This is a genomic window from Devosia sp. (assembly GCF_035944845.1).
In the GTDB taxonomy this organism is placed as follows: Bacteria; Pseudomonadota; Alphaproteobacteria; order Rhizobiales; family Devosiaceae; genus Devosia_A.
The window spans coordinates 1-24918 of record NZ_DASZAW010000028.1 but is presented as its reverse complement, the minus strand read 5'-3'; the positions used below and the strand labels follow the sequence as shown (position 1 = coordinate 24918).

Below are 24918 nucleotides of genomic sequence, written 5' to 3'. Positions count from 1 at the left end.
CATGGAAAAGCCGGTGATCCTTGCCGTCGACGACGAACCTTCGGTTCTCGCCGCGGTGACGCGCGACCTCAGGCGGCACTACGCAGCAAGCTACGATATCGAACGCGCAGCCTCCGGGGCGGAAGCGCTCGAACTGCTCGGCGAGCTCAAGCTCGCCAACCGGGCGATCGCGCTGTTCATCGCCGACCAGCGAATGCCGGAAATGAGCGGGGTCGCGTTCCTGGCGCGGGCGATGGAGCTGTATCCCGAGGCGCGGCGCGTGCTGCTGACTGCCTATGCCGATACCGACGCGGCAATCCGGGCGATCAACGAGGTGAAGCTCGACCACTACCTGATGAAGCCGTGGCACCCGCCGGAAGAGCAGCTCTACCCGGTGCTGGACGATCTGCTCGATGACTGGCGGGCCAATTACCAGCCGGTGTTCGAGGGGGTGCGGGTGGTCGGCCATCGCTGGCTGGCCCATGGCCACCGGGTGCGCGATTTCCTCGCCCGCAATCTCGTGCCCTATCGCTGGCTCGATATCGAGACCGACGCCGAGGCGGCGACGCTGCGCGAACTGGCGGGAGCCGCGGCCGAGCCGCTGCCGCTGGTGGTCCTCGCCGACGGCACGGCGCTGTCGCGCCCGACCATCGCGGCGCTGGCCGAAGCGGTCGGGCTGCACACCCATGCGGTGGCCGAGACCTACGACCTGGTGGTGGTCGGCACCGGGCCGGCTGGCCTTGCCGCCGCGGTGTACGGCGCATCGGAAGGGCTGAGGACCCTGCTGATCGAACGCGAAGCGCCCGGCGGACAGGCCGGCACGAGTTCGCGGATCGAGAACTATCTTGGCTTTCCGATAGGGCTGAGCGGCGCGGATCTGACCCGGCGCGGCGTGCAGCAGGCGCGGCGCTTCGGCGCGGAAATCCTCACCCCGGTTGAGGCGATGAACCTCGAGACGCAAAACGGTTACCACATCCTGACGCTGAGCAACGGCAGCAAAGTCGCCACGCAAGCGCTGATCGTCGCGACGGGCGTATCGTACCGGCTGCTCGACGTACCGGGGGCGGAGCGGCTGTCGGGCGCCGGGCTCTACTACGGCGCGGCAATGACGGAAGCGATGGGGACGGCCGGACAGGACGTCTTCGTCGTCGGTGCCGGCAACTCAGCCGGCCAGGCGGCGCTGCACCTTGCCCGCTTCGCCAGGTCGGTGGCGCTGCTGGTGCGCGGCAAATCGCTCAACGACAGCATGTCGCAATACCTGATCGAACGGATCGAGGAGGCGGAGAACGTCAAAGTACAGACCGGCGCCTCGATCAGTGCGCTGATCGGCGAGGAAAGCCTCGAAAAGGTAGCGGTGCTCGACAGCGCCAGCGGCGTGGTGACCGAGGTGCCGGCGCGGGCGGTATTCGTGTTCATCGGCGCCTCGCCCCGCACCGACTGGCTGAAGGACAAGCTCCAGCTCGATGCGCAAGGCTTCATCCTCTCGGGCCCGGACCTGCTGCGCGAGGCAGGGCGGAAGCCCGCAGGCTGGTCGGTGGAACGCGAACCGTTCTGGCTCGAAACCAGCGTGCCGGGAATCTTCGTCGCTGGCGACGTAAGGCGGCAATCGACCAAACGCATCGCTTCGGCGGTCGGCGAGGGGGCGATGGCGGTAACTTTCGTGCACCAGCACCTGCGCGGTCCTGCCCCGGCGCAACGGCCAGCGCCGGCATCCGGTGGCTGAGCCATGGTGGCAACCGCCAGCGGCATGGGAGATGATACGGCCCTGATCCGCCAGGTGCCGATCTTCGCCGAGCTGAGCGACGCCGAAGCGAGCGAGCTCTGGCAGGCCGGCCAACGGGTGCAGGTCGCGCCCGGCGAGGTGTTCATCCGCGAGGGCGAACAAGGCGGCTCACTCTATATCATCCTCAGTGGCGCCGTGGAGGTGACCAAGGCGGATGGCGAGCACGAAGTGACCCTGGCAACGCGCGGCCCGGGCGAATTCCTCGGCGAGATGTCGCTGCTCGAGCAGGCGGCACGCACCGCCTCGGTGCGGGCGACCGAGCCGAGCGAGTTGCTGGCGATAGGCTCGGAGGCGTTCCGGCAATTGCTGGCACGAAGGCCGGAGGCGGCGGCGACGCTGCTGCGCACGGTGACTTCGCGGCTCAGGAGCACCGAAGCATCATTGGTGCAGTCGGATAAGCTCGCGGCGCTCGGAACCCTCGCTGCGGGACTGGCACACGAGCTCAACAACCCGGCGGCCGCGATCCAGCGCTCGACCGGCTATCTCAGCGAAGCGTTCGAGGGGTGGCGCGGCCGCACGGTTGAACTCAGCATGCTGGAGATGACACCCGAGGAACGACAAGGGCTGGCGGAGCTCGAACGCAGCATCGCCGATTGCCGCGCCACGCGCTGCTCCGACGCGGAAGCGCGGCGCATCGAGTCCCGGCTGAGCCAGCGGCTCGAAGCGCTCGGGATCGCCGAGCCCTGGGAAATCGCTCCGGCCATGGCGGCCTATGGCTGGTCGGTCGAGCGCCTCGAGCCGGTGCTGGCCATCTTCGCCACGGCGCATATCGACCCGGTGCTGCAGTGGCTGGGGCGCGGGTTGGCGGCGCAACAGCTGATGGAAGAGATCGAGGTCGCCTCCAAGGCCATCTCGAGCATCGTCAAGTCGGTGAAGTCCTACGCCTATCTCGACCAGGCGCCGGTGCAGGACGTCGATATCGCCATGAGCCTCGACGACACGCTGATGATCCTCAATCACAAGCTGAAGCAGGGGGTGGCCGTAACCCGGATGTACGAGCCAGCGCTGCCCCGGATCGAGGCCTATGCGGGTGAGCTCAACCAGGTGTGGACCAACCTGATCGACAACGCGGTGCAGGCGATGGGTGGCGAAGGCAAGCTCGAAGTGGGCGCGCGCCAGCTGGGCGATGAAGTCGAGGTGCTGATCGCCGATAGCGGACCGGGGATCCCCGAGGAGGTCGGGCGGCGCATCTTCGAGCCGTTCTTCACCACCAAGGCACAGGGCGTCGGCACGGGACTCGGCCTTCACATCGCACACAATATCGTGGTGAACCGGCACCGTGGACGCATCAGCTTCACCTCCCGGCCCGGACGAACGGAGTTCCGCATCGTGCTGCCGCTACGGCTCGGCCGCCCGGCGACACCGGAGAAGACCCATGACCTTCGATGAGGTCGGACGCTGCGCCCATGAGGCGCTGATCCGCGACGTGGTTCCAAACTCGACCGACACCTGCCCCGAGTGCGTGGCGCACGGCGACGAATGGGTGCACCTCAGAGTGTGCCTCGTCTGTGGCCATGTCGGCTGCTGCGATGAATCGCCCAACCGCCACGCCCGCCGGCATTTCCACGCCACGGGCCATCCGGTGATCCAGTCGTACGAAATCGGCGAGACCTGGCGTTACTGCTTCATCGACGATGTTGAGCTGCCGGAGGGCAAGCCGATGCGGCAACGGCCGATTTGAACCAGCTGCGGGTCAGCCCGACAAGTGGTTGCCGGTGGGTATTCACGGTGCGCAGTGGTCGAGTGGAAGCGCAGCGAAAGCCGGGGCCCCATCGACCAGTAGGCGCAAGTGGTGAGTTGGGTCCCTGCCTTTCGCTCATGGGTGCGAAGTCAGGGTCGCGCCCCACCCACCGGGTCATTCCCGCGAAAGCGGGAACCTCTGTTTTCGTGCCCGCCGCACGTTCACAAACGGAGGTCCCCGCTTTCGCGGGGATGAAACCGATTTTTTAGGGACTTGCAGGGCCTCGGTTCGCACACCAAGCGTCGCCGGTCGGAGCTAAGGCGGCGTGCATTGGGCTGAACCTAAGCTTCCCAGTGCATGCGACTGGGGCGTTTCGCCAATTGCTCGTGTGGCAGCGGATCGGCCAGGTTGCCAGCCTAGAGACAGGTCAGCGCCAGGCGCGTCAGCAGCGACACCAGCTCGGACTGCCGCCGCGTGCCGGTCTTGCGCATGACGCCCACCAGCTGGTTGCGCAGCGTCTGCTTGGAGACCTCGCGCTCCCTGGCAAAGTCGGCCAGGGTGTCGCCGTTGAGCAGCGCTTCGGCCAGACGGGCCTCGGATTCAGTGAGCGAGAAGGCGCGCCACAACAGGTCAGTGGGCAGCGACGACATCTCGAGGCTGCCGTGCACCACCAGCATCACCAGCGGGCCAGGATCGAGAATGGCGTCGTGCAACTGGTAGTGCTGTCCGCTGCGTACGGCGAGACGCGCGATGGCAAAGTAGCGCTCGTCGTTGCTCGGCTCGCTCAGTTGCAAAACCGATGTCGGCGTGCGCCGCGATGAGATCACCTTGAGAACCAGATTGCGCAGGCTGGCGTCGGAGCGCTCGTCGGTGGCCCGCAACACGCCGTCGGCACTGCTGAACGGCCCTTCATGCTGCCGTCTCAGGCTCTCGGCATGGAAGTTCGAATAGTGGATGCGCATGTTCGCATCGACGAAGAATACGGTGAACGGCAGATCGGCAACCACGCCCTCCAGATAACCGCGGCCATCGGCGAAGCGGCTGCGCCCGACGATTTCAAAGGCTCGACCGAAGTGCTGGGCGGCCTCGCCCAGGATGCCGGCAATGCGGGGACGCAACTCGGCCTGACGTTGCGGCGAGTAGTGGATGGTGACCGCCAACTGGCGCGCCCCTTCGCGCAGCACCACAACACCGCTCGAGGCGGCGAAATCGCCCTGCTGCGACAGCCACTCGCGATGAAAGCGGCCTTGCGCCGCCTCAGCGCGGTCGACGAGCTGATCATCGTGGAACAACTGATGGGTCGCGACTTCGGCAGCGCGCCGCGTCACTGGGTTGAGAGCTGCATAGGTGGCAATATAGCTCGCCACCGCCGGTGGCGTGAGACCACGCTGAGCAAAGGCCAGATTCGCCCCACTCGCGATATCGTCGCCTGACGCGGTGACGAGACATCCGGGGAAGCTTGCGGCCAGGATGTCGAGAATACTGTCCCAGTTTGAGCGGCCCAGGGCCATCTCATAGATGGCACTGGTCAGACTGTTCTGAGAATACCCCATAGACTTACACCTGTACTCATAGGCGCCCCCGCCGCTCCTTGGCGCCCGCAGTGACCGTACGCGTGGCCCTGCCCCTGTTGACCTTCACCGGTGCGGCCTCATCATGCACCGGCATCCCTCTCCGGATCGCCTCCGATCCAGTCACCTCCGCAGTCATTCGTCAGAACGATTGCTTCGATTTCTCCACCTCGACGGCGAACAACTGCCCGCCCGGCTTCGATGACAACAAATAGGCCGGATAGCCCTCTGTTAGCAATCTATATACCATATAAATGGTTACCGCGACGCCGCTAATCCGCGATGGTAGCGGTCACATCGGCGCGACCGACAGGCAGTGTTCCCTGCCACCAGAGCTGGCCGAAGACCAGGCAGCAGCCGTGCCGAGACGACCGCGCACTGCAGCTACGCCGTTGAACTGGCACAACTAATTCAATGCGAACCGCAAGACGGGAACGCCGATGGGCGATCCCGTCAATCGCAAGGCTTACGACGGGAGCCGCCCCCAGCCGGATGCCGTCACCTCCAGCACGGTACGTTCATACCAGTACACTGCACTTTCGCGCTACCGCGTTGAGCATCCGTCGCCCCGATCGCTCAATCGTACTGCAATTATCACAGAGATACCAAGATCGACGCATAACCGTATGCGAATGCCGACAATATAACGGTTCAGACTGGTAAATGCATCCCGCCAATGGCGTTCTATTGCATAGTTTCTATACGCTAGATTGTTTGGCCGAAAACTCCACATGCGCTTTGATAGTTTTCAACAGCAAGCCGACTTGGATTACGGCGCTGGGCTATTTTTCACATGGAGGAATACATGCGTTCTGTTCTACTCGCCGCTTCGGCACTGGCGATGTTCGCCGTCACCGCGGCTCCCGCGCTCTCAGCACCGCCGGCCGGTTGGCCCAAACTGATCGTCAACCAGAATGGCAACGGCAATTTTGTCGTGAACAGCCAGTCGGGGAACGGCAAGAGCAAGTTCGACATCTATTCGGATGGCGACAACAATGTCGGCATCAACACTCAGAAGGCCGGCGGCGGTTGCATCTTCTTTATCTGCGCGTACGGCGAGAACAACGATGTCGTCACGCAGTACGGCAACCGCAACAAGACCGACGTCAATCAGGAAATCGGGCTCGGCAAGAACAACTCCAACATCCTGCAGGACGGCAATCGCAACTCGGCCAAGGTCAAGCAGAAGGCTACCGCTGGCCTGCTGAACTCGAACATTCAGCAGCATGGCTCGTGGAACAAGGCCGACGTCGACCAAGAGGCAACTCTCGGCGCGCAGGACTCGACCGTTTATCAGGTCGGCCTGGGCAACTATGCCAAGAAGAAGCAGCGCAGCACCGTTGGGGCCAACACTTCATTCACGCTGCAGGCCGGCGCCCTCAACTACTCCGACACGGACCAGAAGGGTACCAACGGCGAGGCCACAGTCCAGCTCGGGCTACTCAATGGTTCTAAGACCAAGCAGGACGGCGACCTCAACCTCTCGCTGACCGGCCAGCTTGGCGTACTCAATGGCTCGGTTACCGACCAGAAGGGCGACGAGAACACGGCCGTTACGCTGCAGGGCGGTGCGGTGCAGTTCTCCGAGACCAAGCAGGAAGGCGACGGCAACAGCGCGGCGACCGTCCAGCTGGGTGCGCTCAACACCTCGCAGACCGACCAGCACGGCAACGACAACGAGTCGACCGTGGTGCAGACCGGCGTCGGCAATGCTTCGCATGTCGACCAGAATGTCACCAACGGTGGCTGGTCGTCGGTCAGCCAGACCGGCAACGGCAACACCGTGATCAGCTACCAGAACAACTGATAGCTGCCATTGATCGACAGGGGCGGCGCCGCAGCAATGCGGCGCCGCTCTACGTTCTGAGGATGTCTCCCCGGGAGTGGCGGCGTAGTAGCCGCCCGATGTGCGAGTTTCATCGCCTTCAGGTTACGCGAACCACACTGTATGCGGGCCGCTGCCCAAGCAGAGTCGACCTCCGCTGGTGGTCATCATCCAGCAGGACGGAAGCGGCAGACGGCCCCGCCGGTGCTGCTTCCTGTAGGAAGCAACGGAGATGCCGGATGCGGCGTCGTACCCCTTCCCCCGGACATGCTTGCGATTTCGTCGTCCCTGCAGCCGCAGCAGACGTCAGCCTGGAGCCCGCCGGTCAGCCTTGAGCTCAAGGGAATCGGCCCCGGTGTCCGCAGCGTGGGCTCGTCTCCCCTGCCCGCTTCGTTAGCCGAAGCTCGGCCCTGGCAACAGGTCTGATCGCTCGATTCAGGCCACCGGCCATTTTCCAACGGCGGGACCAGTTACAACCGACAGATCCATCGCCGGGGTGCCCAGCGGGACCAAAAGCAAAAGGGCGGCACAAGTGCCGCCCTTTTATTCAAAAACGGATCCCGAGGTCAGAACTGACCGGTCAACGACGCGGTCAAACCGAAGCCCCACATATCGCCAAAAGTCAGCGAGGCAGCGGTGCTGGCCGGCGAGTCATAAACAGCCTCGCCTTCGTACGATCCGGGCGCGTATGTATTGGTCGACAGGATATCATCAGCGCTGCCAGGCGAGGCCACAGCGACACGCGAGAGATACTCCACAGAACCACCAAAACCGATCTGCATCGTGTCTGAAACCGCAAACGACAGACCGGCCTGCCCCTTGGCTCCGAACGCCATGCCGGAGTCCTCGATCGAACCGCTTTGGGCCGTCACGCTGTCGCCGTCGACCGGGATGCCGGCGACGCCGCTACCACCTTCAATGCTGTAGGTGTCGCTCCCCGACAGGGTGCTGTTGGCGTAGTAGATGTTGCCCTCCGCCCCCAGGGTGAGGGTCAAGGTGTCCGAGAGCAGATGTGACAGGGTAAACCCAGCGACACCGCCCAGATAGTGCGTCGTGATATCCTGTTCGCGATCGATTGACAGCGTCGGATAGACGGTGAGACCACCATACGGCGCCGCCGCCTCTGGAATATCGATTGAGATCGAAGTCTCGGAACCCTGCGCCATATAGCGGTAGCTCGGACCAAAGAAGCCCTGCACCTGCGTCGTCTCATCGGTAGCCTTGCCGAGGCCGAGCGTGATGTCCGCACCAGCGTAAGCGAAGGTACCGCTGGTCTCGGTCGAGATCTCGAGACCCGAGATGTCGCCCGACGCGACGAAGATTCCACCTGTTGAACTAGCGATGAAGCCGTAGCCTGCCGAGCCAATGTCCGCGGGGCCGCCGCCCGGATCTGGACCGTCCGGATCTGCACTCGTCGTTCGCGCCGCGAAGATGAAGCCGCTCGGTGTGGGCTCGTACTGTCCTGCGTCCGTAGCGGCATCGTCGCCATTTACAGAACCAGAGTAACCGCCTGCGTTGCTGCCCTCGAACGACACCAGGACATCCGAGGAAACGTCATCTCCACCAGACGGGTTCGTATCAATACCAATAAATCCGTCCGGGGTCGTAAACCCGGGGATCACCACCACGCCAGGCTCGTCATAGGTCTTCACGGCGGAAGAACCAGAGATATTGCCGTAGGTCAGGAAGCCGTTGAAGCCGATAGAAGCGTCGAAATCGCCCCACTGGCCGATACCTGCAGCCGCGCCCAGACCGACCGTGCCGCCAATCACTGTGCTCTCGACGGTTTCCGCCTCACCGTTGACGATGGCGCCCGTCGCCACGTCCGGCAGGTTGTAGTAGACGGCCCCTCCGTTCAGCGAAAGCACGAAGTAGTCGGACGCCGCCTCCTGCGCCAATACCGATGTGGTCGTCAGCAGAAGCGGCAGTGCCGCCAGCGCAAACTTCGTAACCGTCATATCGTCCCGCTCCCCGGACCTAAACCTGTCAAGTTGCTCTCAAAGTGCCGCTTTTCAGCCGCAAAGTCGAGGCCTTTTGCTGCTCAACCGTCCTAGTTGATTATGCTTAATAACCGGTTAGCCGGGCGCAGGCGGGCGTTAACGTGCAGCCGTTACGCCGTTGCAATCTAAGCGCTTTTCTTTCGAACTACGTGTCAATGCTGACTAACCCGGTCCAAAACCCTCCAGGCGGGAGCGTTGCGGATCAGCAACACAATTGGGCCCTTGCTGCTGGGAGAATCCGAGTCCGGTCGAATCGAACGATGTATTGCGGGTCGTCCGAGTCGGATTCTGCTGTTGATGGCGGCGAGCCGAACCCGCGCTGACAGACGTTTGCGACGAGCAACTGACGACGGGCCGTATTGGCCGCGGGCCTCGATCGTTCTACCGGCACGACGCAGTAGATCAGGCCCACCCAGAGCTACGCTGATCCTAAAGCGCAAACGGCTTGAAGTGCTTGCTCAGCTTTAGGGTTTGCGCCTGGTAGTTCGAACCCAGCCCGGTGCCATAGAGCCGATCGGGGGCCTCGGCGAGGCGCTCGTAGATCAGCCGGCCGATGGTCTGGCCGTGGCCGAGCAGGAACGGCACTTCGCGGCTGCGGACCTCGAGTACGGCGCGGCTGCCGGTGCCGCCGGCGGCGGAGTGGCCGAAGCCGGGGTCGAAGAAGCCGGCATAGTGCACGCGGAACTCGCCGACCAGCGGGTCGAACGGCACCATCTCGGCCGCATAGGCCGGCGGCACGTGCACGCTTTCGCGCGACACCAGAATGTAGAACTCGTCCGGATCGAGGATAAACTCGTCGGCGCCGCGGTTGATCAGCGGCTCCCAGTAATCGAGCACATCGAGATTGTCCTTGATGTCCATGTCGATGACCGGGGTGTGGCGCTTGGAGCGGAAGCCGATCAGCCCGTTGCGGTCGGCGCCCTTCAGGTCGATCGACAGCAGCACGCCGTCGCCGACTTCGGCATTGGCATCGAACACCAGGGTTTCGACATTGTGCAGCGATTTGTGCTCGAACATGGTGAGCCGGCTGTCGCCGACGCGGAAGCGCATCTGGCTGAGGCGCGAGCCGGTACGCACGCGAACCGGGAAGGTGCGCGGACTGATCTCGAGATAAAGCGGGCCCTTGTAGCCATGCGGCAAGGTGTCGAAGCCGCGGGCGTGATCGCCGATAACGCGGGTGAACACGTCGAGGCGGCCGGTCGAGCTTTTCGGGTTGGCGCCAGCCGACACCGGATCGGGCAGATTCAGGCTCTCCTGCAGCGGCACCAGGTAGACGCAACCGCGCTCCAGCACGGCGCTGCCGGTGAGATCGAGCTCATGCAGCTTCAGCGTTTCGATGCGCTCGGCGACGGTGTGTTCGGGGCCCGGCAGGAAGCTCGAGCGGATGCGATAGGCGACTTTGCCCAGCCGCAGGTCGAGACTCGCCGGCTGTACCTGGTCGGCGTCGAACGGGCGAGTGGTGACGATATTGCCGCGCGCGGCCAGGCGCTCGATGAAACGGGCGGGAAACACGCCCTTGGCCCAAAGCTCACTATCCAATGGTCAACCCCACACCCTGGACCCATCCCCTACCAACCAGAGGCGTTGACGCCAAGACGCCATGGGTCGTATATCCACGCTATGCGCCTTTGCGGTGACGCTTGGGCCATGGTGGTGATTTGGCCGGTCTGATTGCAGCCACCTAAAACAAGTCGCTAAAGAGACCCTTCGAGCCGGCCGCCAGAACGCGCGCCGGCTTTTGTTGTTTTCGAGGCTAGAAATGTCGAAGTCGAAGAATCCGCTGAGCGACGAAAAGAACCGGGCGCCGTCCACCATGCTGGTGCATGGCGGCACGCAGCGCAGCCAGTTCAAAGAGACCTCGGAAGCGATCTTCATGAACTCGGGCTATGCCTATCCGAGCTCGCAATATGCCGAGGATCTGTTTCTCAACAAGATCAACAAGCCGGCGCATAACTACTCGCGCTTCGCCAACCCGACGATGGACATGTTCCAGGACCGCATGGCGTTGCTCGAAGGCGCGGAAGCAGCGCGCGCCTTCGCCACCGGCATGTCGGCCGTCACCAATGCGGTGATGAGCCAGGTGCGGGCCGGCGACCATATCGTCGCGGCGCGGGCGCTGTTCGGCGGCTGCCGCTACGTGGTGGAAGACCTGATGCCGCGGTTCGGGGTGCCCTCGACGCTGGTCGACGGGCGCGATCCGGAGAATTTTGCGCGGGCGATGCAGCCCAATACCAAGGTGATCTTCATCGAGACGCCGACTAACCCGACGCTGGAACTGGTCGACATCGCCGCGGTGGCCGAGATCGCCAAGGCGCATGGCGCCAAGCTGATCGTCGACAACGTGTTCGCCACTGCGCTGTTCCAGAAGCCGCTGCAACTGGGCGCCGATCTCGTCACCTATTCGGCGACCAAGCACATCGACGGCCAGGGCCGGGCGCTGGGCGGCATCGTGCTGGGGTCAAAGGCGCTGATCGAGGGCGATGTGCACACCCTGCTCCGGCAGACCGGACCGTCGCTGTCGCCGTTCAATGCCTGGGTGCTGCTGAAGGGACTCGAAACGCTGCCGATCCGCGTCAGGCAGATGACCGAGAACGCGACCAAGGTGGCCGACTTCCTCGCCGGCCATCCCAAGATCGAGCGTGTCTCCTACCCTTTCCACCCGTCTCACCCGCAGTACGAGCTGGCAAAGCGGCAGATGAAGAGCGGCTCGACCCTGGTGGCTTTCGAGGTCAAGGGCGGGCGCGAAGCGGCCTTCACGTTGTCGGACTCGCTGGCGGTGATCCTGATCTCGAACAACCTGGGCGACGCCAAGTCGCTGATCACCCATCCGGGCACCACCACGCATGCCCGGTTCACCGAAGAGGTGCGGCTCGAATCGGGGATCACTCCGGGACTGCTGCGGCTGTCGGTCGGCCTCGAGGACGCTGACGACCTGATCCGCGACCTCGAATACGGGTTGAGCCAGGTTTAGGGGGCTGGGAGTTCGGCTGGACTGCACTGGTCCTGCCGCGCAGTCGCCGTTCGCTCCTTTGAAGTGGAGCGGCCGGCTCCTGTCTTGGGCGCAATTGGTTCCGCCAGCTCAATGTCATCCCAGCGAAAGCTGGGACCCAACTATCAGCTGGCGCCGGCGGCGAGATGGGTCCCCAGCTTTCGCTGGGATGACACCCGGTGGGTGGGTTCAGCATCGAGCCCAACCACCGGGGCTCGAAAGCGGATCAAAGCGCCTCGAGGAGTTCAGCCACCCGCCGGACCGAGGTAATCGACGCGATCTGCTCGGCTGTGAGCGCGTGGCCGAGTTCGCGTTCCATGCCGGCGACGATCGCCATGTGACCGAGGCTGTCCCAGGCGGCAACCGAGTTCATCTCGGCGCCGATGCCGATGGCGCCGGGACAGTTGAGCGCATCGCCGACAATGGCGCAGGCGCGTGCCTCACTGCCCATCCGGAGCCTCCCAGAACGGCCCCTTGACCCACTGATCGCGAAACATCTCGAAGTTGACGAAGTCGATAACCTCGCCGGTGACCGGGTTCTGCTTCTGGCGATGCCAGGTGCCGACATGGTCGAAACCCAACCGGCGATAGCTGAAGATCGACGCCACGTTGCGGGAATCGACCACGCCATAGAAGCGCTCGACACCGCAATGGGCGAAGAAGTGGTTCATAAGCCGGGCGCGCGCTTCAACCACCACGTTCCTGCCCCACCAGTTCCGATCGTGCACGGCAACGGTGCCGAAGGCCGAGCGGTAGCCCTGCAGGCGCACCATGTGGGCGCCGATCGGCACCGTTTCGCCCTTGGGGATGATGGCGAAGGCGAAGCGGTTCCTGGTACGCGGCAGGGGGCCGCGCAGCAGCCAGTGCCCGAGCGAGCGGGGTTTGGACGTCTGCATCAGACCGTTGAGGATATCCGGGTCATGGCGCCAGCGATTGGTGACACGCAGCGCCTCGAGCATCCCCATCGGCTTCAAGATGAAGCGCTCGGTTTCCAACGGGCCGATGACCAGCTTGCTCATTGGCGTTCGACCATGGCGCGCACGTCGGCTCGCACAATCTTGCCGCGATCGTTCCGCGGAATAGCGGCGACGGCAAACAGCCGTGACGGCACCGCTTCGTCGCGGACCCGGGCCCGGCACCAGGCCTTCAGCGCTTCGGGATCGAACGGCACGCCCTCGGCTAGGACAATGGCCGCGGCCACGGCTTCGCCGGCAATGGCGTCGGGGATGCCGAAGGCGCAGGCCTCGACGATAGCGTCGTGCCGTTCGAGGAGCATGTCGATCTCCTCGGCCTGGATCTTGATGCCGCCGCGATTGATCTCGGACTTGCTGCGACCAACCAGGATCAGGTTGCCGTGGCTATCGAGTTCGCCGATATCGCCAGTGCGGAACCAGCCGTTGCTGAACGCCGCTTCGTCGAGATCAGGGCGCTGCCAGTAGCCCAACATCATCGATGGGCTTTGTACCAGCACTTCGCCCCGCGCGCCGCCGTCCGAGGCGATGGCGACGCTGCCGCCCCAGGGCCGGCCGACATAGCCATCGCGAGCCTCGGCCTCATCGAGGCTGCCGCCGCCGATCCAGTTGGCGGTCTCGGTCATGCCGAACATGTTGAACACCCGGCGCGTCCCGCACCATTCGGCGATGGCGCGCCAATGCTCGATGGAGAGCGGCGCCGAGCCAACATGCACGCGCTGCAGCACTGCTTCGGGTCGTGCCGAAAGGCGCAGCGCAAGCTTCCAGAACGAGGGCACCGAACTCATGAAGCTGATGCGGTTCGATGTCAGGTAGCCGGCGAAGCCGGCGAGTTCGCTGAGCGCCGGGCTCGGCCACAGATGCACCCTGCCCCCTGCCAGCAACGGCGTCAGCACATTGCCGATGAGGCCGTGGCCGAAGAACACCGGCAGCACGCAGAGCGTTTCACGCAACACCGCGGGGCCGATCTCGGCGATGTTCAGCGCGACGCGAGCGAACAGGCTCCGCACCGAATGCACGATGCCCTTGGGGCGCCCGGTGGTACCGGAGGTCATCAGGATCAGCGCCGGATCATCGAGACGGAGCGGGGTGGAACTGCCGGTACCCGCGGTCTCCATGCCGGGCCGCTGCGGGCCGAGCCAAAGCGAGGCTCCGGTGGCCTGCAGCACATTCTCGCATTCTTCCGGACGCAGGCCTGGATTGACGGCAACCGCGACGAGACCGACCTGCCAGCAGGCGAAGATGGCAACGAGATAGTCGACCGGGTTGAGTTCAGCCACCACCGCCCGTGCACCGCTGGTCACGCCGTTCTGCGACAGGGCCGCGGCCTTCTCATTGACCCGCTGGCGGATCCCGGCGGCGTCGAGCGCCGACCCGGACCGGACATCGACGAGGGTGGCAGTTGCCGGAAGCATGGCGGTGAACGAGAGGTTCTGTGTCATCCCGCCCCCCGCGCGACGATGCGCTGGAGACCGCGGAAGCTGTGACGACGAACCTTCGAGAGGAAGGTGCTGGGCGCCGCCAGCACCGCAGCACCATCGACCAGGCGCGCTGCGAGCCGGCTGGCACTGCCTCCCCCGATGCGATCGGCGGCGGCGCTGGCGCCATTCGCAGCAAAGAGTTCGGCGATCAGTGCGAGGCAGAGGCGCGCCTCGAGGTCGAGGCCCAGCCGTCGCGCCATATCGGGCAATGCCGCGATCTCGTCGGGCGTGAGATGCCGGAAGGCCTGCAGCACGTCGACCAGCAGGCGCAACTGGTGGAACTTGTGACCCAGCGAGGCGTGGACCACCGCAACGAAAAACTGTGGCAGGCCGGCGGCGACATTGCCCTCGCCGCTCAGCATGAACTCGGCATAGCCGAAGCTGATGCGGCGGCGCAGCCCCTGATAGTGCACCAGGTTGCCGTGCACTTCGATCAGCAGCGCATCCATATCGGGCTGGATCCACTTTTCTTCCTGGTTCTGCTCGGTGTGGTCGAGCAGCGGCTTCAAGTACAACTGGTAGCCGAGGCTGGTCAGCAGTTCGCCGATCGGCGCGCGAGCCGATGGCGCGACCATGATGTCGATGTCGGTGAACGGGCGATCCGACGGCGTCGGGTAGATCTGGCGGGCAAAGACCGGGCCTTTGACGATAACTGCCTCGAGCCCCCGCTCGGCAATGGTGCGATCGACTTTGGCGGCGATGCCCCGCAGATGCATCGACAGGCCGACCAACAGCGTCAGCTCACTCTGGGCCGCTTTCAGTTGCGCGGTCGCATGTTGCGCGGCAAGCTTGCGGGTGACCACCGGAAGCACATTGTGCTCGCGCGCCAGATGCAGCAGCGGATCGACGGCGTCCACGGGCACAGCTATCGCGGGGGCCTCGGGATCAGCCAAGCTGCAGAACAGCTTGTCGAGTCTGGTCGCCGTCATGCGACGATCTTCCGGATACCGAGTGCAGCGAGCAGCACCGGTGCGAGGTCGGTGGGGTCGGACCCGGCGGACAGCCGATAGGTCGGCAGCGCACGCACCAGATCGCCGAGCCGCTTGAACAGTTCTCGCTCGCTCTCGGGCACACCGATCCGGGTGGAGCGAACGTTGTCGGCGGCGGCCAGGGCCAGCACCTCGGCCTTACTGACCGGTTCGCACCGGCTTGCGACGGCGCCGCTGCGCTCGAGCACGAAGATCGCAGCGATCTCACGGGCGGTGATGCTCTCGACGCTGACCGTGGTGCGCAGCGCCGCCAGCGTCACCGGCCGTTCGTCTTCGGCGCTCCAGTCGCCACTCAGCAAGGGCTGCACCCAGGGCAGCATTTCGGCGGTTCGCCGATGCACCTTGAGGTTGCGCGGCATGCCCCAGGCGGTCGGACGCTCCCCCGAGACGTTGCACGCCATAGCGTCATCCGAGCAGAGGCCGAGCCCGCCGGCGGCGAGGGCAAGCGTCGAGGTGGTCTTGCCCGCGCCGCTCCGGCCGAAGATCAACGCGACGCGGCCATCCGGCAGCGTCAGCCCGGCGGCATGGATCAGGAATTGCCTGGCAGCGAGGAGCGCAGCCTGCAAGGCGAGCTGACCGCAGGTCATCGTGATGCGTTCCTCGGCACCGGGCGCCACGATGATCGTCGCCTCGCGCGCCCTGTCCGAAAGGGTCAGCGAGATAATGCCGGGAAATGCCAGGATGCGTCCTTCAGGGCCCTGCCAGAAGCTGGCCTCTCCCTCGTCGAGGACTGGTCCCGTATAGAGTGCCTCGGTCCCCTCGGGCATGGCGAGCGGCTCACCGGAGGTGATGGTAAGGCCATAGGCCAGCGGCGCAGTCGGCAGCGGGCGCGAGCGTCCAGCGAAGATACGGCCATAGAAATCCACCAGCACCGGCTGGATTGCGGACACGCGCAAGCTGGCACCCTGCAGGTCGAAGAACTTCTGGATCAAACTCTGGCTCCGTGCGGCTGTGCGGGCCCGTTTGCCGGAGCAGCATGCACATGAATCTGCACCTGGCCAGGAATGCTGACATTGATGACTTCGACCCCGTCGAGCGTTACCCAGCAGTGGGCGCTGAGGCTCGGCCGGCCGATGGATCTGGGGTCGACGGAGAAATGCAGCCGTGGGTCATACCCGCAGCGACGCAGCGCGGCAAACCCCACCAGCCCGGTGCGAAGGCACCGATTGTTGCGCATCAGAATCGGCCAGCGCGCGACGCGACGAACCGCGCGGGCGATGTAGGGCACCGGAAAATGCGGCCAGCTATTGGGTGGCACGGCAGAGGCGTCGGCCAGAATCTGGGAGAAGTCGCGCCTTGCGATCCGGGCCGGGAGCGTGCGGGCGCTGATCCAGAGGCGCAACCGAAACGCCAGCCGGTTCAGCGGCCCCGCGCCGAGCGGCTCGGCAAGCTCATGCGGCATGCACGATGATGCCTTCTGCAACCAGATCGGCGATCAACTCTGGCAGGTCGTCGGCAAGCGTGGCGGTGTCGATCTCAAACTCATCGGCCATGCGACGGGCTACGTCGTCGACATTGCGGACGCCGTCGAGGTGCTTGAGGAATGCCATCGAGGTGTCGTTACACGAGTAGAGCTGTCCGCTGCCAAGCAGCAGGATGACAGCCCCTTCACCTACCGGTTCGAACGAAACATCGTCGCCGAGGCGGTACACTGCATCCATCTACGCACCAGATATCAGAAGATCGAACTCAGCCGGTCGAACCGACCGGCTCTTCAGAGAGAAACAAGAGTGTCGGGGCGAACATACTCGCCCCGACAAATCGTCACTTAGCCTTGCTGGTGACAGCTACAACGGCCACCAACTTCTGCTCTTTGGTGAGCGCCGGCTTGGCGTATTGCTTCTTCATGTCAGCTCCTCCTGAAGTCTGCCCCGATACAGACACGACGCATCCTAGCAGAGGCAATACTGCCCGTGAACCGCAACCGCCCTGAGAAACCACAAACACCGCGTGCCCAAGTCTCGACCCGCGGTTCGCTGATCCTCGGAGATCGCCGACGATCAGACCGGCGTCTTGCTCGTCACGGCGGTGATCACCGTGAGCTTCTGCTCCTTGACGAGCGTCGGCTTGTTGTACGTCTTCTTCATCTTCATCCCCAACTAAGTGTCTGGTGAACCCGGCTCAGCCCGGATCAGGCCGGTGGTTTGCTGGTGACCGCAGTGATCGTGGTCAGCCGCTGTTCTTTGACCAGCGTCGGCTTGGTATACGTCTTCTTCATAGCTTCTTTCTCCTGCACACCCCAAGGTGCAACACCGATAGACTAGCAGGACTGCCCGGAGTCGGAGAACTCACTTCTTTGCCGAGTACCACCTTGTGGATTTCGATCGGTCTCCATCCATGGAAGAAACCGGGGCAAAGCCCCGGTTCCCCAGATCACGTAGCTTTGCTTGAAACCGGCTCGGCAGTGATCGAGGTCAGCTTCTGCTCCTTGACGAGCAAAGGCTTGGAATAGGTCTTCTTCATAGTATGCCTCAAGAAATTCCCCTGCTCAAACAGCAGGGTAGCGGCAAACTAGCAGAGTCGGCGAGGGCTGCAACCCACGGGGATCACGGTTTGCGGTAGAACATCACCCGCTGGGCAACGACCTTGCCGTCGTGGCGCGTCACCTCGGCGACCAGGTTGACGAAATGTCCGTTGAGCACCAGTTCCTCGCCGGTCAACTGGCGCGCTGCCGACATCGGTTCGGCGGCCTCCACCGTTTGCGGCAAGGTGACGCTGGGTGGCTTGGCCCGGAAGTCGTAGAGCGTGACTGAATATTTGGGCATCGACATTTCCATCGCCGGAATCCAGTTCGCGAGACCCTACGATAGCAAGGCCTGGATGACAGTTGGCTGAACTGCCGCACCTTGCGAAGAATTCACCCACCTTACCAAGCCCTAATGCGACTTCTTGACCGGGGCGCTCTACTTTAGCTGCGATGGGTATTTGGGCTTGAAGGTGCGGCGATGAAGCGGTGGTTGAAATGGATCGTCCTCGTGCTGCTGCTCGGCGCGGGCGGCGCCGGCTGGCTGGTGTTCAGCGCCCCGGCCAAGGACGAGGTCCCGCGGACGACGCCGGTGGCGCGCGGCAATGTCGAGGAGACGGTGCTCGCCTCCGGGGTGATCCAGGCCAGCTCGCTGGTCAGTGTCGGGGCCGAGGTCTCGGGCCGGATCAAGTCGCTCAACGTGCAGCTGGGCGATGACGTGAAGGCCGGCGAGGTGATCGCCGAGATCGACTCGCTGAACCAGGAAAACGCCGTCAAGGCAGCGCAGGCGTCGCTGGCCAATACCGAGGCGCAAAAGACCATCCAGACCGCCAATCTCGGCCAGGCCAGGACCGCGCTGGAGCGGGCCGAGAAGCTGAGCCCGCAGAAGCTGATTTCGGATGCCGACCTGCAGGCGGCGCAACTGGCGGTCGAGACGGCCCAAGGGCAGTTGCAGGCGGTCGAGGCGCAGATCCAGCAGGCGGAAATCAATGTCGAGGCAGCGCAACTGAATCTCGACCGTACCAAGATCGTGGCGCCGTCGGACGGCACGGTCGTCGCCGTGGCGGTGGAGGTCGGGCAATCGGTCAATGCCAACAATTCGTCGCCGACCATCGTCAAGCTCGCCAACCTCGACAAGATGGTGGTGAAGGCGGAAATCTCCGAGGCCGATGTGCCGCGAGTGGAGCCAGGGCAGCAGGTCTATTTCACCATCCTTGGCGACCCCGATACCCGGATCAGCGCGACGCTCCGCGCCGTCGAGCCGGCGCCGGATTCGATCGCCTCGGACGACACCTCGTCGAGTTCGTCGAACGCGGCGGTCTACTATAACGGCCTGTTCGACGTGGATAACCCCGGCCACAAGCTGCGCATCTCGATGACGGCCCAGGTAACGATCGTGCTCAAATCTGCCGACGACGTGCTCACCGTGCCCGCCTCGGTGTTGGGCCGCAAAGGTCGCGACGGCAGCTACACGCTCGAGGTGTGGGACCAGCAGAAGCAGGCGGCGGAGCCGAAGAAGGTCACGATCGGGCTCAACAACAACGTCACAGCCGAAGTGCTCGACGGCCTCGACGAAGGCGACCTCGTGGTCAGTGCCACGGCAGCGGCTGCGGCGCCCCGCAATGGCAACGCGCAGGGCGGCGGCGCCCGGAACATCCTCACCGGCGGACCGCCGGCCGGCGGATTCGGGCGCGGAGGCTGAGGTGATGACCGAACCGCTGATCTCCATCCGGAAGCTGCGGCGGGAGTTTCCGATCGGCGCCGAGAGCATCACGGTGCTCAAAGATATCGACCTGGATATCCAGGCTGGGGAAATGCTCGCCATTATCGGCCAATCGGGCTCGGGCAAGTCGACGCTGATGAATGTCCTCGGTTGCCTCGACAATGGCTGGACCGGGGAGTATCGGCTCGCCGGCCGCGACATTGCCCGGTTGGCGCCGGACGAGTTGGCCGAACTGAGGCGCGAGCATTTCGGCTTCATCTTCCAGCGCTACCAGCTGCTGGCGGATCTCGACGCGCTGGAGAATGTCGAGGTGCCGGCGATATATGCCGGCGCCCGCAAGGAGGCGCGGCGCGAGCGGGCGCACCAGTTGCTCGAGCGGCTGGGCTTGGGCGAGCGGCTGACGCACCGCCCGAATGCGCTGTCGGGCGGCCAGCAACAGCGGGTCAGCGTGGCGCGGGCGCTGATCAATGGCGGCGAGATCATCCTCGCGGACGAACCGACCGGAGCGCTCGACTCGAAGAGCGGCAAGGAGCTGATGGCGCTGCTCAAGGAGCTGAACGCCGAGGGCCACACCATCATCATCGTCACGCACGATCCGACCGTGGCGGCTCAGGCGGACCGGGTGGTGGAACTGAGCGACGGTGTCGTGGTCGCCGACCGGCGCAAGGACCAGGCGGCGGCACCGGTGCAGAAGGCCGCTGAAGCAATCCGACGGATTCCGCGCTGGCGCGAGGCGCTCGAACGGGTCGGCGAAGCCTTCCAGATGGCGCTGCGGGCGCTGTCGAGCCATCGGCTGCGGACTTTCCTGACCATGCTCGGCATCATCATCGGTATTGCCTCGGTGGTGTCGGTGGTGGCGCTGGGCCAGGGCAGCCAGCAGACGGTGCTCGACCGGATCAGCTCGATCGGCACCAACACTATCAATGTGCTCCCCGGCACCAGTGCCGCCGACCGGCGGCGCGATGCGATCCGCACCCTGGTGCCGGCCGATGCGGCGGCGATCGCTGCCGAAAAATATGCCGACAGCGTAACGCCGCAGGTCTCGAGCAGCGGCCAGGCGCGCTATCGCAACGTCAGCGCCGCGTCGCAGATCCAGGGCGTCGGCGCCGACTATTTCCGGGTGAACAACCGCAGTTTCGTCGAGGGCGCGGCGTTTGACGAAGCCAGCACCAGCGCGCTGGCGCAGGTGGCGGTGATCGACACCACGGCGCGCGATACGCTGTTCAGCAACGGCGAAGATGCGGTCGGGCAAGTGGTGCTGGTCGGCAACGTACCGCTCAGGATTATCGGCGTCGTTGCCGCGAGCACCAACAATTTCGGGCCGCAGTCCAGTTCGATCAGCATCTGGATGCCCTACACCACCGCGATGTCGCGGATCCTGGGGCAGAGCTGGCTCTCGACCATCACGGTCCGCATCGCCGACAGTGCTGACGTCACCGAGGCGCAGGCGGAGATCCAGTCGCTGCTCGAGCAGCGGCACGGTACGGTGGATTTCAGCCTGCAGAACACCGACACCATCCGCGAGACCATCCAGTCGACCTCGCAGACGCTGACCCTGTTGATCTCCGCCATCGCTGTGATCTCGCTGATTGTCGGCGGCATCGGGGTGATGAACATCATGCTGGTGTCGGTTCGTGAGCGGACCCGCGAGATCGGGGTGCGCATGGCGGTCGGGGCGCGGCAGGGCGATATCCTGCAGCAATTCCTGATCGAGGCGGTGCTGGTCTGCCTCATCGGCGGCACGGTGGGCGTGCTGCTGTCGCTGGGGATCGGCTTCGGGGTCGAGAAGCTGGTGAGCGGGCTGAGCTTCATCTACTCGCCGACGACGATCATCGCGGCCTTCGTCTCCTCGAGCCTGATCGGCGTACTGTTCGGCTTCATGCCCGCCCGCTCGGCGGCACGGCTCGATCCGGTGGTGGCGCTGGCCAGCGAGTGACGCAGCGGCCGCCTCACCAGAGGCCGGGAATCCAGCGGAAGCGTACTTTCTGCATGTACTCGGCATAGCCGGAGAGTTCGGCCGCCAGGCTCGCTTCTTCGGCGCGCGTACGCAGCGCCAGGGTGACGCAGCAGACCAGCACCGGAACGACCGCCGCGAGCGAGCCGAGCGCCAGCGCCGTGCCGAGGCCAAGCGCCAGCCCACCGGCATAGCCGGGGTGGCGAATGAAGGCGTAGGGCCCGGTGTCGATGACCTTTTGGCCGCGATCGGTCTGGATGCGCACCGTCACCTCGAAGTGCCGGTTGACGCCCTGGGCCCAGCTGGTGATCCAGAAGCCGGCGACGAACAACAGGTCGCCGAGCCAGATCAGCGGCGTGGGGAGCTGCAGCCAGTTGAAACGGAAATCGAGGCCGGCAACCGGCAGGATGGCGGCGAACGCGGCAATGGTGACGGCGACATAGGCGAAGTCCCAGGATTTGCTGCCGGCCTGTGGCCGCCGCCGCACCGCGAACAGTTCCGGATCGACGCGCCACAGGTAGGCAATGGCCACGGCGATAACGACGACGAACAGCGCCAGATACCCCCACGCCGCTGCCCAATCGAAGGTGCCGGCGGCGCCGAACAGCAGCACCGCCATGATCAGCAGGGTGACGGCAAGCGAGCCGAACGATCGATGGAGATCGGGGCGAAAGTCTCGACGGGCGTCCGGCATTTCCACCTCCGCGACAACGGAGTTCTGGATCCTTTCACCGTCCAAGTGAAACGGCGAACGGATCTAGCTCATTGATCTTGTCGCGCTTTCGAACCGGAAAAGTCTGCAACTTTTCCTGAAAGCGCTTTAGCACCAGGGCCGGGGCGACGCGAACCGTCAGGGAAAATTGGCGTCGACCAGGCGGAGGGCAGCGGCATAGTCGTCGGCGCTGGCGAAGAACTCAGGGCGGAGCAGCACCCAGCTGTTGTCCTCGGTGCGCAAGGCAACGTAGCCGGGCTGCACGACCTTTTTCACAAAGATCGGCCAGCGCATCAGGCTCTCGCCCTTGGGCGTGGCGAGGCGGATGCCGGTATCGCCGATCTCGACCGTCTGCGGCTTGGCGACAATGGGGCCGGCAGTCGCCTTGCCGATCCGCCAGGCGCCCGCGGTGACGGCAAGCACGGCGCCAAGCAGAGCGCCCCAGGGCGTGACATCACCGAGCAGGGTCGCCGGACCGTCCAGCAACCTCTGCACCAGGCTCGCGACGCCCAGACCGAGCACGGCGCCAACCACGCACATGACGAGCGCGGCGCCCCATAGCGGCAGCGCCGTCGCCTGTCCGAACGCCATCTGCAGCCGTTTCAGGTCGCTGGCGTCATAGACGATGATGCCGGTGATCATTGCAGGGCTCCGATCAACCGGCAGCATCGCTGTCAGTGCTGGTGCGAGGAGTGTTCGTCGAACTCGTGCGGCTTGAAGTGGTAGTCGGCCGAGCAGAACTCGCAGACCACCTCGATCTCGCCGTCGACCACCATTTCCTCACGCTCTTCAGCCGAGAAATTGTCGCGCAGCATGGCTTCGATCCGTTCGGCCGAGCAGGTGCAGCGCTCCTCGAGCGCGATCGGCTCGAAGATGCGGACGCCCGGCTCGTTGAAGAGCCGGAACAGCAGGCGCTCGGCGGAAAGCTCGGGATCGGCGAGTTCGTCGTCGCCGACGGTCGAGAGATACGCCCGGGTGGTCGTCCACTTGTCGTCTTCGACGAAATCCGGATCGGCAGTCTCGGGGTTGTCGAAATCGCCGTCGCCCGGCAGGTCTGGCATCACCGACTGGCCGTGCGGCGGCAGGAACTGCACCAGCGCGCCGCCGGCGCGCCACTGCGGCCCACCGGCACCGCGCACCGAATGCTCGGCGACAGCGAGCCGCACCAGCGTCGGAATCTGTTCGGACTGCTGGAAATAGGCGTGCGCCACATCTTCGAGCGTGCCGCCATCGAGGGCCACGATACCCTGGTAGCGCTCCATATGGACACCCTGGTCCACGGTCATGGCGAGGTGGCCCTTGCCGAGCAGCTGGCCCGGCTTGGTCTCGCCGCGCTCGATCGCCGTCATCACCGCATCGGCGTCGAAACGGGCATAGCCGCGCAGGCCATCCGGCGCATCGAGATCGACGACGATCAGGTTCACAGGCCCATCGGTCTGGGTCTGAAGGATGAAACGCCCCTCGAATTTCAGCGACGAGCCGATGAGGGCGGCCAGCACCACCGCCTCGCCGAGCAGGCGGGCCACCGGTGCGGGATAATTGTGGCGGGTGAGGATCGCATCGAGCGCCGGCCCGAGGCGCACCACGCGGCCGCGGCTGTCGAGCCCATCGAGGGTGAACGGCACCACGACATCGTCGCCCGATTCCGGGCGATCGAGGCCGTAGGTGCTGAGCTCAGTCTGAGTCATCCAAAATCCAATCTCGCGGGAACAACCCCGGCCTTATCGGATCGGGGTCCCGCGCTGGTTCGTGTCGCATAACAGTAACGCAGAACGCTAGATGTTCTGCCGGTCCTGACCCAGTGCCCAGCACAGGATCGCCTTCTGGGCGTGAAGCCGGTTCTCGGCTTCATCAAAGACCACCGATTGCGGCCCGTCTATGACCTCGTCGGTCACCTCGTCGCCGCGATGGGCCGGAAGGCAGTGCATGAACAGCGCGTCCTTGTTGGCCAAGCCCATCAATTGGGTATTCACCTGGTAGGGTTTCAAGGCCCGGCGGCGTTCGGCGGCGTCGGTATCGCCCATCGACACCCAGGTGTCGGTGATGATGAGGTCGGCGCCCCGCACCGCCTCCTGCGGGTCCTCGATCAGCCTGACCGCTGCGCCGGCCTTCTTGATGTCGGCGAGCAGGTCCTTCTCAGGCGAATATTCCTCGGGAACCGCGATGGTGAGTTCGGCGCCGAACAGCTCGGCGGCGTTGACCCAGCTGGCCAGCACATTGTTGCTGTCGCCGACCCAGGCGACCTTGGCGCCCTTGATGTTGCCGCGGTGCTCCTCGAAAGTCATTACGTCGGCCATCACCTGGCAGGGGTGGGCGCGACGGGTCAGGCCGTTGATCACCGGTACGGTGGCGGCCTCGGCCAGATCGAGCAGATCCTGATGGGTAAGAATGCGGATCATGATCGCATCGACATAACGCGACATCACCTTGGCGGTGTCGGCGAGGGTTTCCTCACGGGACAGCTGCATTTCCTGGCCGGTGAGGAAAATCGTCTCGCCGCCGAGCTGGCGCATGCCGACATCGAAACTGACACGGGTACGGGTGGATTGGCGCTCGAAGATCATCGCCAGCACCTTGTCCTTGAGGAGCTGCGGTCGATCGCCCTTTTTCAGTCGGTCCTTGAGTTCGGTGGCCTGGTTGAGCATGCCGCGCAGTGTCGTGGCATCGAAATCGTCGAGATTGAGGAAGTGCCTAGGTGGGGTAGCGGTCATTTCGGGACCTCTCCTTTTCGGAACGCGCCGAGCGGGAGCTGCTGTCTCCCGCCCTTCAGATCGCGTGCCGTGAATGGGATCAGGC

Annotated in this window: 23 protein-coding genes and 1 riboswitch; of the genes, 8 read left to right on the top strand and 15 right to left on the bottom strand. The window is 64.5% G+C overall.

The features are described 5' to 3' along the window. Position 1 precedes the first annotated feature (1 nt). From VGV07_RS04180 to VGV07_RS04170, 3 genes are read left to right on the top strand one after another with little or no spacing between them, the layout of a single operon-like run. Positions 2–1702, top strand: coding sequence for an FAD-dependent oxidoreductase (locus VGV07_RS04180; protein ID WP_326867433.1), 1701 nt, complete (start codon positions 2–4; stop codon positions 1700–1702). A 3-nt stretch (positions 1703–1705) separates the two neighbouring features. Beyond that, positions 1706–3151 (top strand): sensor histidine kinase, encoded by a 1446-nt coding sequence (locus VGV07_RS04175; RefSeq protein WP_326867432.1) that lies wholly within the window; start codon positions 1706–1708, stop codon positions 3149–3151. Beyond that, positions 3138–3443, top strand: a complete 306-nt coding sequence (locus tag VGV07_RS04170; RefSeq protein WP_326867431.1) for a UBP-type zinc finger domain-containing protein — start codon at positions 3138–3140, stop codon at positions 3441–3443. The genes VGV07_RS04175 and VGV07_RS04170 overlap by 14 nt, the downstream gene beginning before the upstream one ends. Positions 3444–3859: 416 nt before the next feature. Here the strand turns inward: VGV07_RS04170 and VGV07_RS04165 are convergent, their stop codons facing one another. Then, positions 3860–4954: a hypothetical protein gene (locus VGV07_RS04165; protein WP_326867430.1), complete on the bottom strand. Its 1095-nt coding sequence runs from the start codon at positions 4952–4954 to the stop codon at positions 3860–3862. 92 nt (positions 4955–5046) lie between these two features. Between VGV07_RS04165 and VGV07_RS04160 the strand changes: the two genes are divergently transcribed. Continuing rightward, positions 5047–5229 carry a hypothetical protein gene (locus tag VGV07_RS04160; protein WP_326867429.1) on the top strand — a complete coding sequence of 61 codons (183 nt, stop codon included), beginning with the start codon at positions 5047–5049 and terminating at the stop codon, positions 5227–5229. Positions 5230–5819: 590 nt separating this feature from the next. Further along, complete coding sequence (locus tag VGV07_RS04155) at positions 5820–6821, top strand: hypothetical protein (protein ID WP_326867428.1); 1002 nt, start codon at positions 5820–5822, stop codon at positions 6819–6821. A 584-nt stretch (positions 6822–7405) separates the two neighbouring features. On the opposite strand, the gene VGV07_RS04150 is transcribed toward VGV07_RS04155, so the two are convergent. Next, positions 7406–8797: a hypothetical protein gene (locus tag VGV07_RS04150; protein WP_326867427.1), complete on the bottom strand. Its 1392-nt coding sequence runs from the start codon at positions 8795–8797 to the stop codon at positions 7406–7408. A 471-nt stretch (positions 8798–9268) separates the two neighbouring features. Further along, on the bottom strand, positions 9269–10378 hold the full coding sequence (locus tag VGV07_RS04145; RefSeq protein ID WP_326867426.1) for a 2'-deoxycytidine 5'-triphosphate deaminase: 1110 nt from the start codon (positions 10376–10378) through the stop codon (positions 9269–9271). 101 nt (positions 10379–10479) lie between these two features. Then, a riboswitch (SAM riboswitch) is annotated at positions 10480–10558 on the top strand. A 40-nt stretch (positions 10559–10598) separates the two neighbouring features. On the opposite strand from VGV07_RS04145, the gene metZ reads away from it, so the two are divergent. Beyond that, on the top strand, positions 10599–11810 hold the full coding sequence (metZ, locus tag VGV07_RS04140; protein ID WP_326867425.1) for an O-succinylhomoserine sulfhydrylase: 1212 nt from the start codon (positions 10599–10601) through the stop codon (positions 11808–11810). 244 nt (positions 11811–12054) lie between these two features. Here the strand turns inward: metZ and VGV07_RS04135 are convergent, their stop codons facing one another. From VGV07_RS04135 to VGV07_RS04100, 8 genes are all read right to left on the bottom strand, one after another. Then, positions 12055–12279: an acyl carrier protein gene (locus tag VGV07_RS04135; RefSeq protein WP_326867424.1), complete on the bottom strand. Its 225-nt coding sequence runs from the start codon at positions 12277–12279 to the stop codon at positions 12055–12057. Beyond that, on the bottom strand, positions 12269–12847 hold the full coding sequence (locus VGV07_RS04130; protein WP_326867423.1) for a GNAT family protein: 579 nt from the start codon (positions 12845–12847) through the stop codon (positions 12269–12271). Before VGV07_RS04130 ends, VGV07_RS04135 begins: the two co-directional genes overlap by 11 nt. Beyond that, positions 12844–14241, bottom strand: a complete 1398-nt coding sequence (locus VGV07_RS04125; RefSeq protein WP_326867422.1) for a class I adenylate-forming enzyme family protein — start codon at positions 14239–14241, stop codon at positions 12844–12846. The genes VGV07_RS04130 and VGV07_RS04125 overlap by 4 nt, the downstream gene beginning before the upstream one ends. Beyond that, entirely contained in the window at positions 14238–15209 is a 972-nt protein-coding gene (locus VGV07_RS04120) for a nucleotidyltransferase family protein (RefSeq protein ID WP_326867421.1), read from the bottom strand. The genes VGV07_RS04125 and VGV07_RS04120 overlap by 4 nt, the downstream gene beginning before the upstream one ends. Continuing rightward, positions 15206–16201 (bottom strand): hypothetical protein, encoded by a 996-nt coding sequence (locus VGV07_RS04115; RefSeq protein WP_326867420.1) that lies wholly within the window; start codon positions 16199–16201, stop codon positions 15206–15208. Before VGV07_RS04115 ends, VGV07_RS04120 begins: the two co-directional genes overlap by 4 nt. Next, the gene (locus VGV07_RS04110; protein WP_326867419.1) at positions 16198–16671 is read right to left on the bottom strand and encodes a lasso peptide biosynthesis B2 protein; all 474 of its coding nucleotides are present in this window, start codon (positions 16669–16671) and stop codon (positions 16198–16200) included. The genes VGV07_RS04115 and VGV07_RS04110 overlap by 4 nt, the downstream gene beginning before the upstream one ends. After that, entirely contained in the window at positions 16661–16930 is a 270-nt protein-coding gene (locus tag VGV07_RS04105; RefSeq protein WP_326867418.1) for a PqqD family protein, read from the bottom strand. The genes VGV07_RS04110 and VGV07_RS04105 overlap by 11 nt, the downstream gene beginning before the upstream one ends. A gap of 885 nt (positions 16931–17815) precedes the next feature. Then, entirely contained in the window at positions 17816–18034 is a 219-nt protein-coding gene (locus tag VGV07_RS04100; protein ID WP_326867417.1) for a hypothetical protein, read from the bottom strand. 180 nt (positions 18035–18214) lie between these two features. On the opposite strand from VGV07_RS04100, the gene VGV07_RS04095 reads away from it, so the two are divergent. Both VGV07_RS04095 and VGV07_RS04090 read left to right on the top strand, forming a co-directional pair. After that, positions 18215–19435: an efflux RND transporter periplasmic adaptor subunit gene (locus tag VGV07_RS04095; RefSeq protein WP_326867416.1), complete on the top strand. Its 1221-nt coding sequence runs from the start codon at positions 18215–18217 to the stop codon at positions 19433–19435. A 4-nt stretch (positions 19436–19439) separates the two neighbouring features. Beyond that, positions 19440–21392, top strand: a complete 1953-nt coding sequence (locus VGV07_RS04090) for a MacB family efflux pump subunit (RefSeq protein ID WP_326867415.1) — start codon at positions 19440–19442, stop codon at positions 21390–21392. 13 nt (positions 21393–21405) lie between these two features. Here the strand turns inward: VGV07_RS04090 and VGV07_RS04085 are convergent, their stop codons facing one another. The 4 genes from VGV07_RS04085 to argF form a co-directional block, all read right to left on the bottom strand. Continuing rightward, on the bottom strand, positions 21406–22104 hold the full coding sequence (locus VGV07_RS04085; protein ID WP_326867414.1) for an isoprenylcysteine carboxylmethyltransferase family protein: 699 nt from the start codon (positions 22102–22104) through the stop codon (positions 21406–21408). A gap of 156 nt (positions 22105–22260) precedes the next feature. Beyond that, entirely contained in the window at positions 22261–22764 is a 504-nt protein-coding gene (locus VGV07_RS04080; protein ID WP_326867413.1) for a hypothetical protein, read from the bottom strand. Between the two features lie 32 nt (positions 22765–22796). After that, positions 22797–23810 carry an Hsp33 family molecular chaperone gene (locus VGV07_RS04075; RefSeq protein WP_326867412.1) on the bottom strand — a complete coding sequence of 338 codons (1014 nt, stop codon included), beginning with the start codon at positions 23808–23810 and terminating at the stop codon, positions 22797–22799. An 87-nt stretch (positions 23811–23897) separates the two neighbouring features. Then, positions 23898–24833 (bottom strand): ornithine carbamoyltransferase, encoded by a 936-nt coding sequence (argF, locus tag VGV07_RS04070; protein ID WP_326867411.1) that lies wholly within the window; start codon positions 24831–24833, stop codon positions 23898–23900. Positions 24834–24918: the final 85 nt, after the last annotated feature.

Bases quoted from the DNA above. Each gene is read 5' to 3' on its own strand.
- VGV07_RS04180 (WP_326867433.1), top strand. From the start codon at position 2: ATGGAAAAGCCGGTGATCCTTGCCGTCGACGACGAACCTTCGGTTCTC.
- VGV07_RS04175 (WP_326867432.1), top strand. From the start codon at position 1,706: ATGGTGGCAACCGCCAGCGGCATGGGAGATGATACGGCCCTGATCCGC.
- VGV07_RS04170 (WP_326867431.1), top strand. From the start codon at position 3,138: ATGACCTTCGATGAGGTCGGACGCTGCGCCCATGAGGCGCTGATCCGC.
- VGV07_RS04165 (WP_326867430.1), bottom strand. From the start codon at position 4,954: ATGGCCCTGGGCCGCTCAAACTGGGACAGTATTCTCGACATCCTGGCC.
- VGV07_RS04155 (WP_326867428.1), top strand. From the start codon at position 5,820: ATGCGTTCTGTTCTACTCGCCGCTTCGGCACTGGCGATGTTCGCCGTC.
- VGV07_RS04150 (WP_326867427.1), bottom strand. From the start codon at position 8,797: ATGACGGTTACGAAGTTTGCGCTGGCGGCACTGCCGCTTCTGCTGACG.
- metZ (WP_326867425.1), top strand. From the start codon at position 10,599: ATGTCGAAGTCGAAGAATCCGCTGAGCGACGAAAAGAACCGGGCGCCG.
- VGV07_RS04135 (WP_326867424.1), bottom strand. From the start codon at position 12,279: ATGGGCAGTGAGGCACGCGCCTGCGCCATTGTCGGCGATGCGCTCAAC.
- VGV07_RS04130 (WP_326867423.1), bottom strand. From the start codon at position 12,847: ATGAGCAAGCTGGTCATCGGCCCGTTGGAAACCGAGCGCTTCATCTTG.
- VGV07_RS04125 (WP_326867422.1), bottom strand. From the start codon at position 14,241: ATGACACAGAACCTCTCGTTCACCGCCATGCTTCCGGCAACTGCCACC.
- VGV07_RS04120 (WP_326867421.1), bottom strand. From the start codon at position 15,209: ATGACGGCGACCAGACTCGACAAGCTGTTCTGCAGCTTGGCTGATCCC.
- VGV07_RS04110 (WP_326867419.1), bottom strand. From the start codon at position 16,671: ATGCCGCATGAGCTTGCCGAGCCGCTCGGCGCGGGGCCGCTGAACCGG.
- VGV07_RS04105 (WP_326867418.1), bottom strand. From the start codon at position 16,930: ATGGATGCAGTGTACCGCCTCGGCGACGATGTTTCGTTCGAACCGGTA.
- VGV07_RS04100 (WP_326867417.1), bottom strand. From the start codon at position 18,034: ATGCCCAAATATTCAGTCACGCTCTACGACTTCCGGGCCAAGCCACCC.
- VGV07_RS04095 (WP_326867416.1), top strand. From the start codon at position 18,215: ATGAAGCGGTGGTTGAAATGGATCGTCCTCGTGCTGCTGCTCGGCGCG.
- VGV07_RS04090 (WP_326867415.1), top strand. From the start codon at position 19,440: ATGACCGAACCGCTGATCTCCATCCGGAAGCTGCGGCGGGAGTTTCCG.
- VGV07_RS04085 (WP_326867414.1), bottom strand. From the start codon at position 22,104: ATGCCGGACGCCCGTCGAGACTTTCGCCCCGATCTCCATCGATCGTTC.
- VGV07_RS04080 (WP_326867413.1), bottom strand. From the start codon at position 22,764: ATGATCACCGGCATCATCGTCTATGACGCCAGCGACCTGAAACGGCTG.
- VGV07_RS04075 (WP_326867412.1), bottom strand. From the start codon at position 23,810: ATGACTCAGACTGAGCTCAGCACCTACGGCCTCGATCGCCCGGAATCG.
- argF (WP_326867411.1), bottom strand. From the start codon at position 24,833: ATGACCGCTACCCCACCTAGGCACTTCCTCAATCTCGACGATTTCGAT.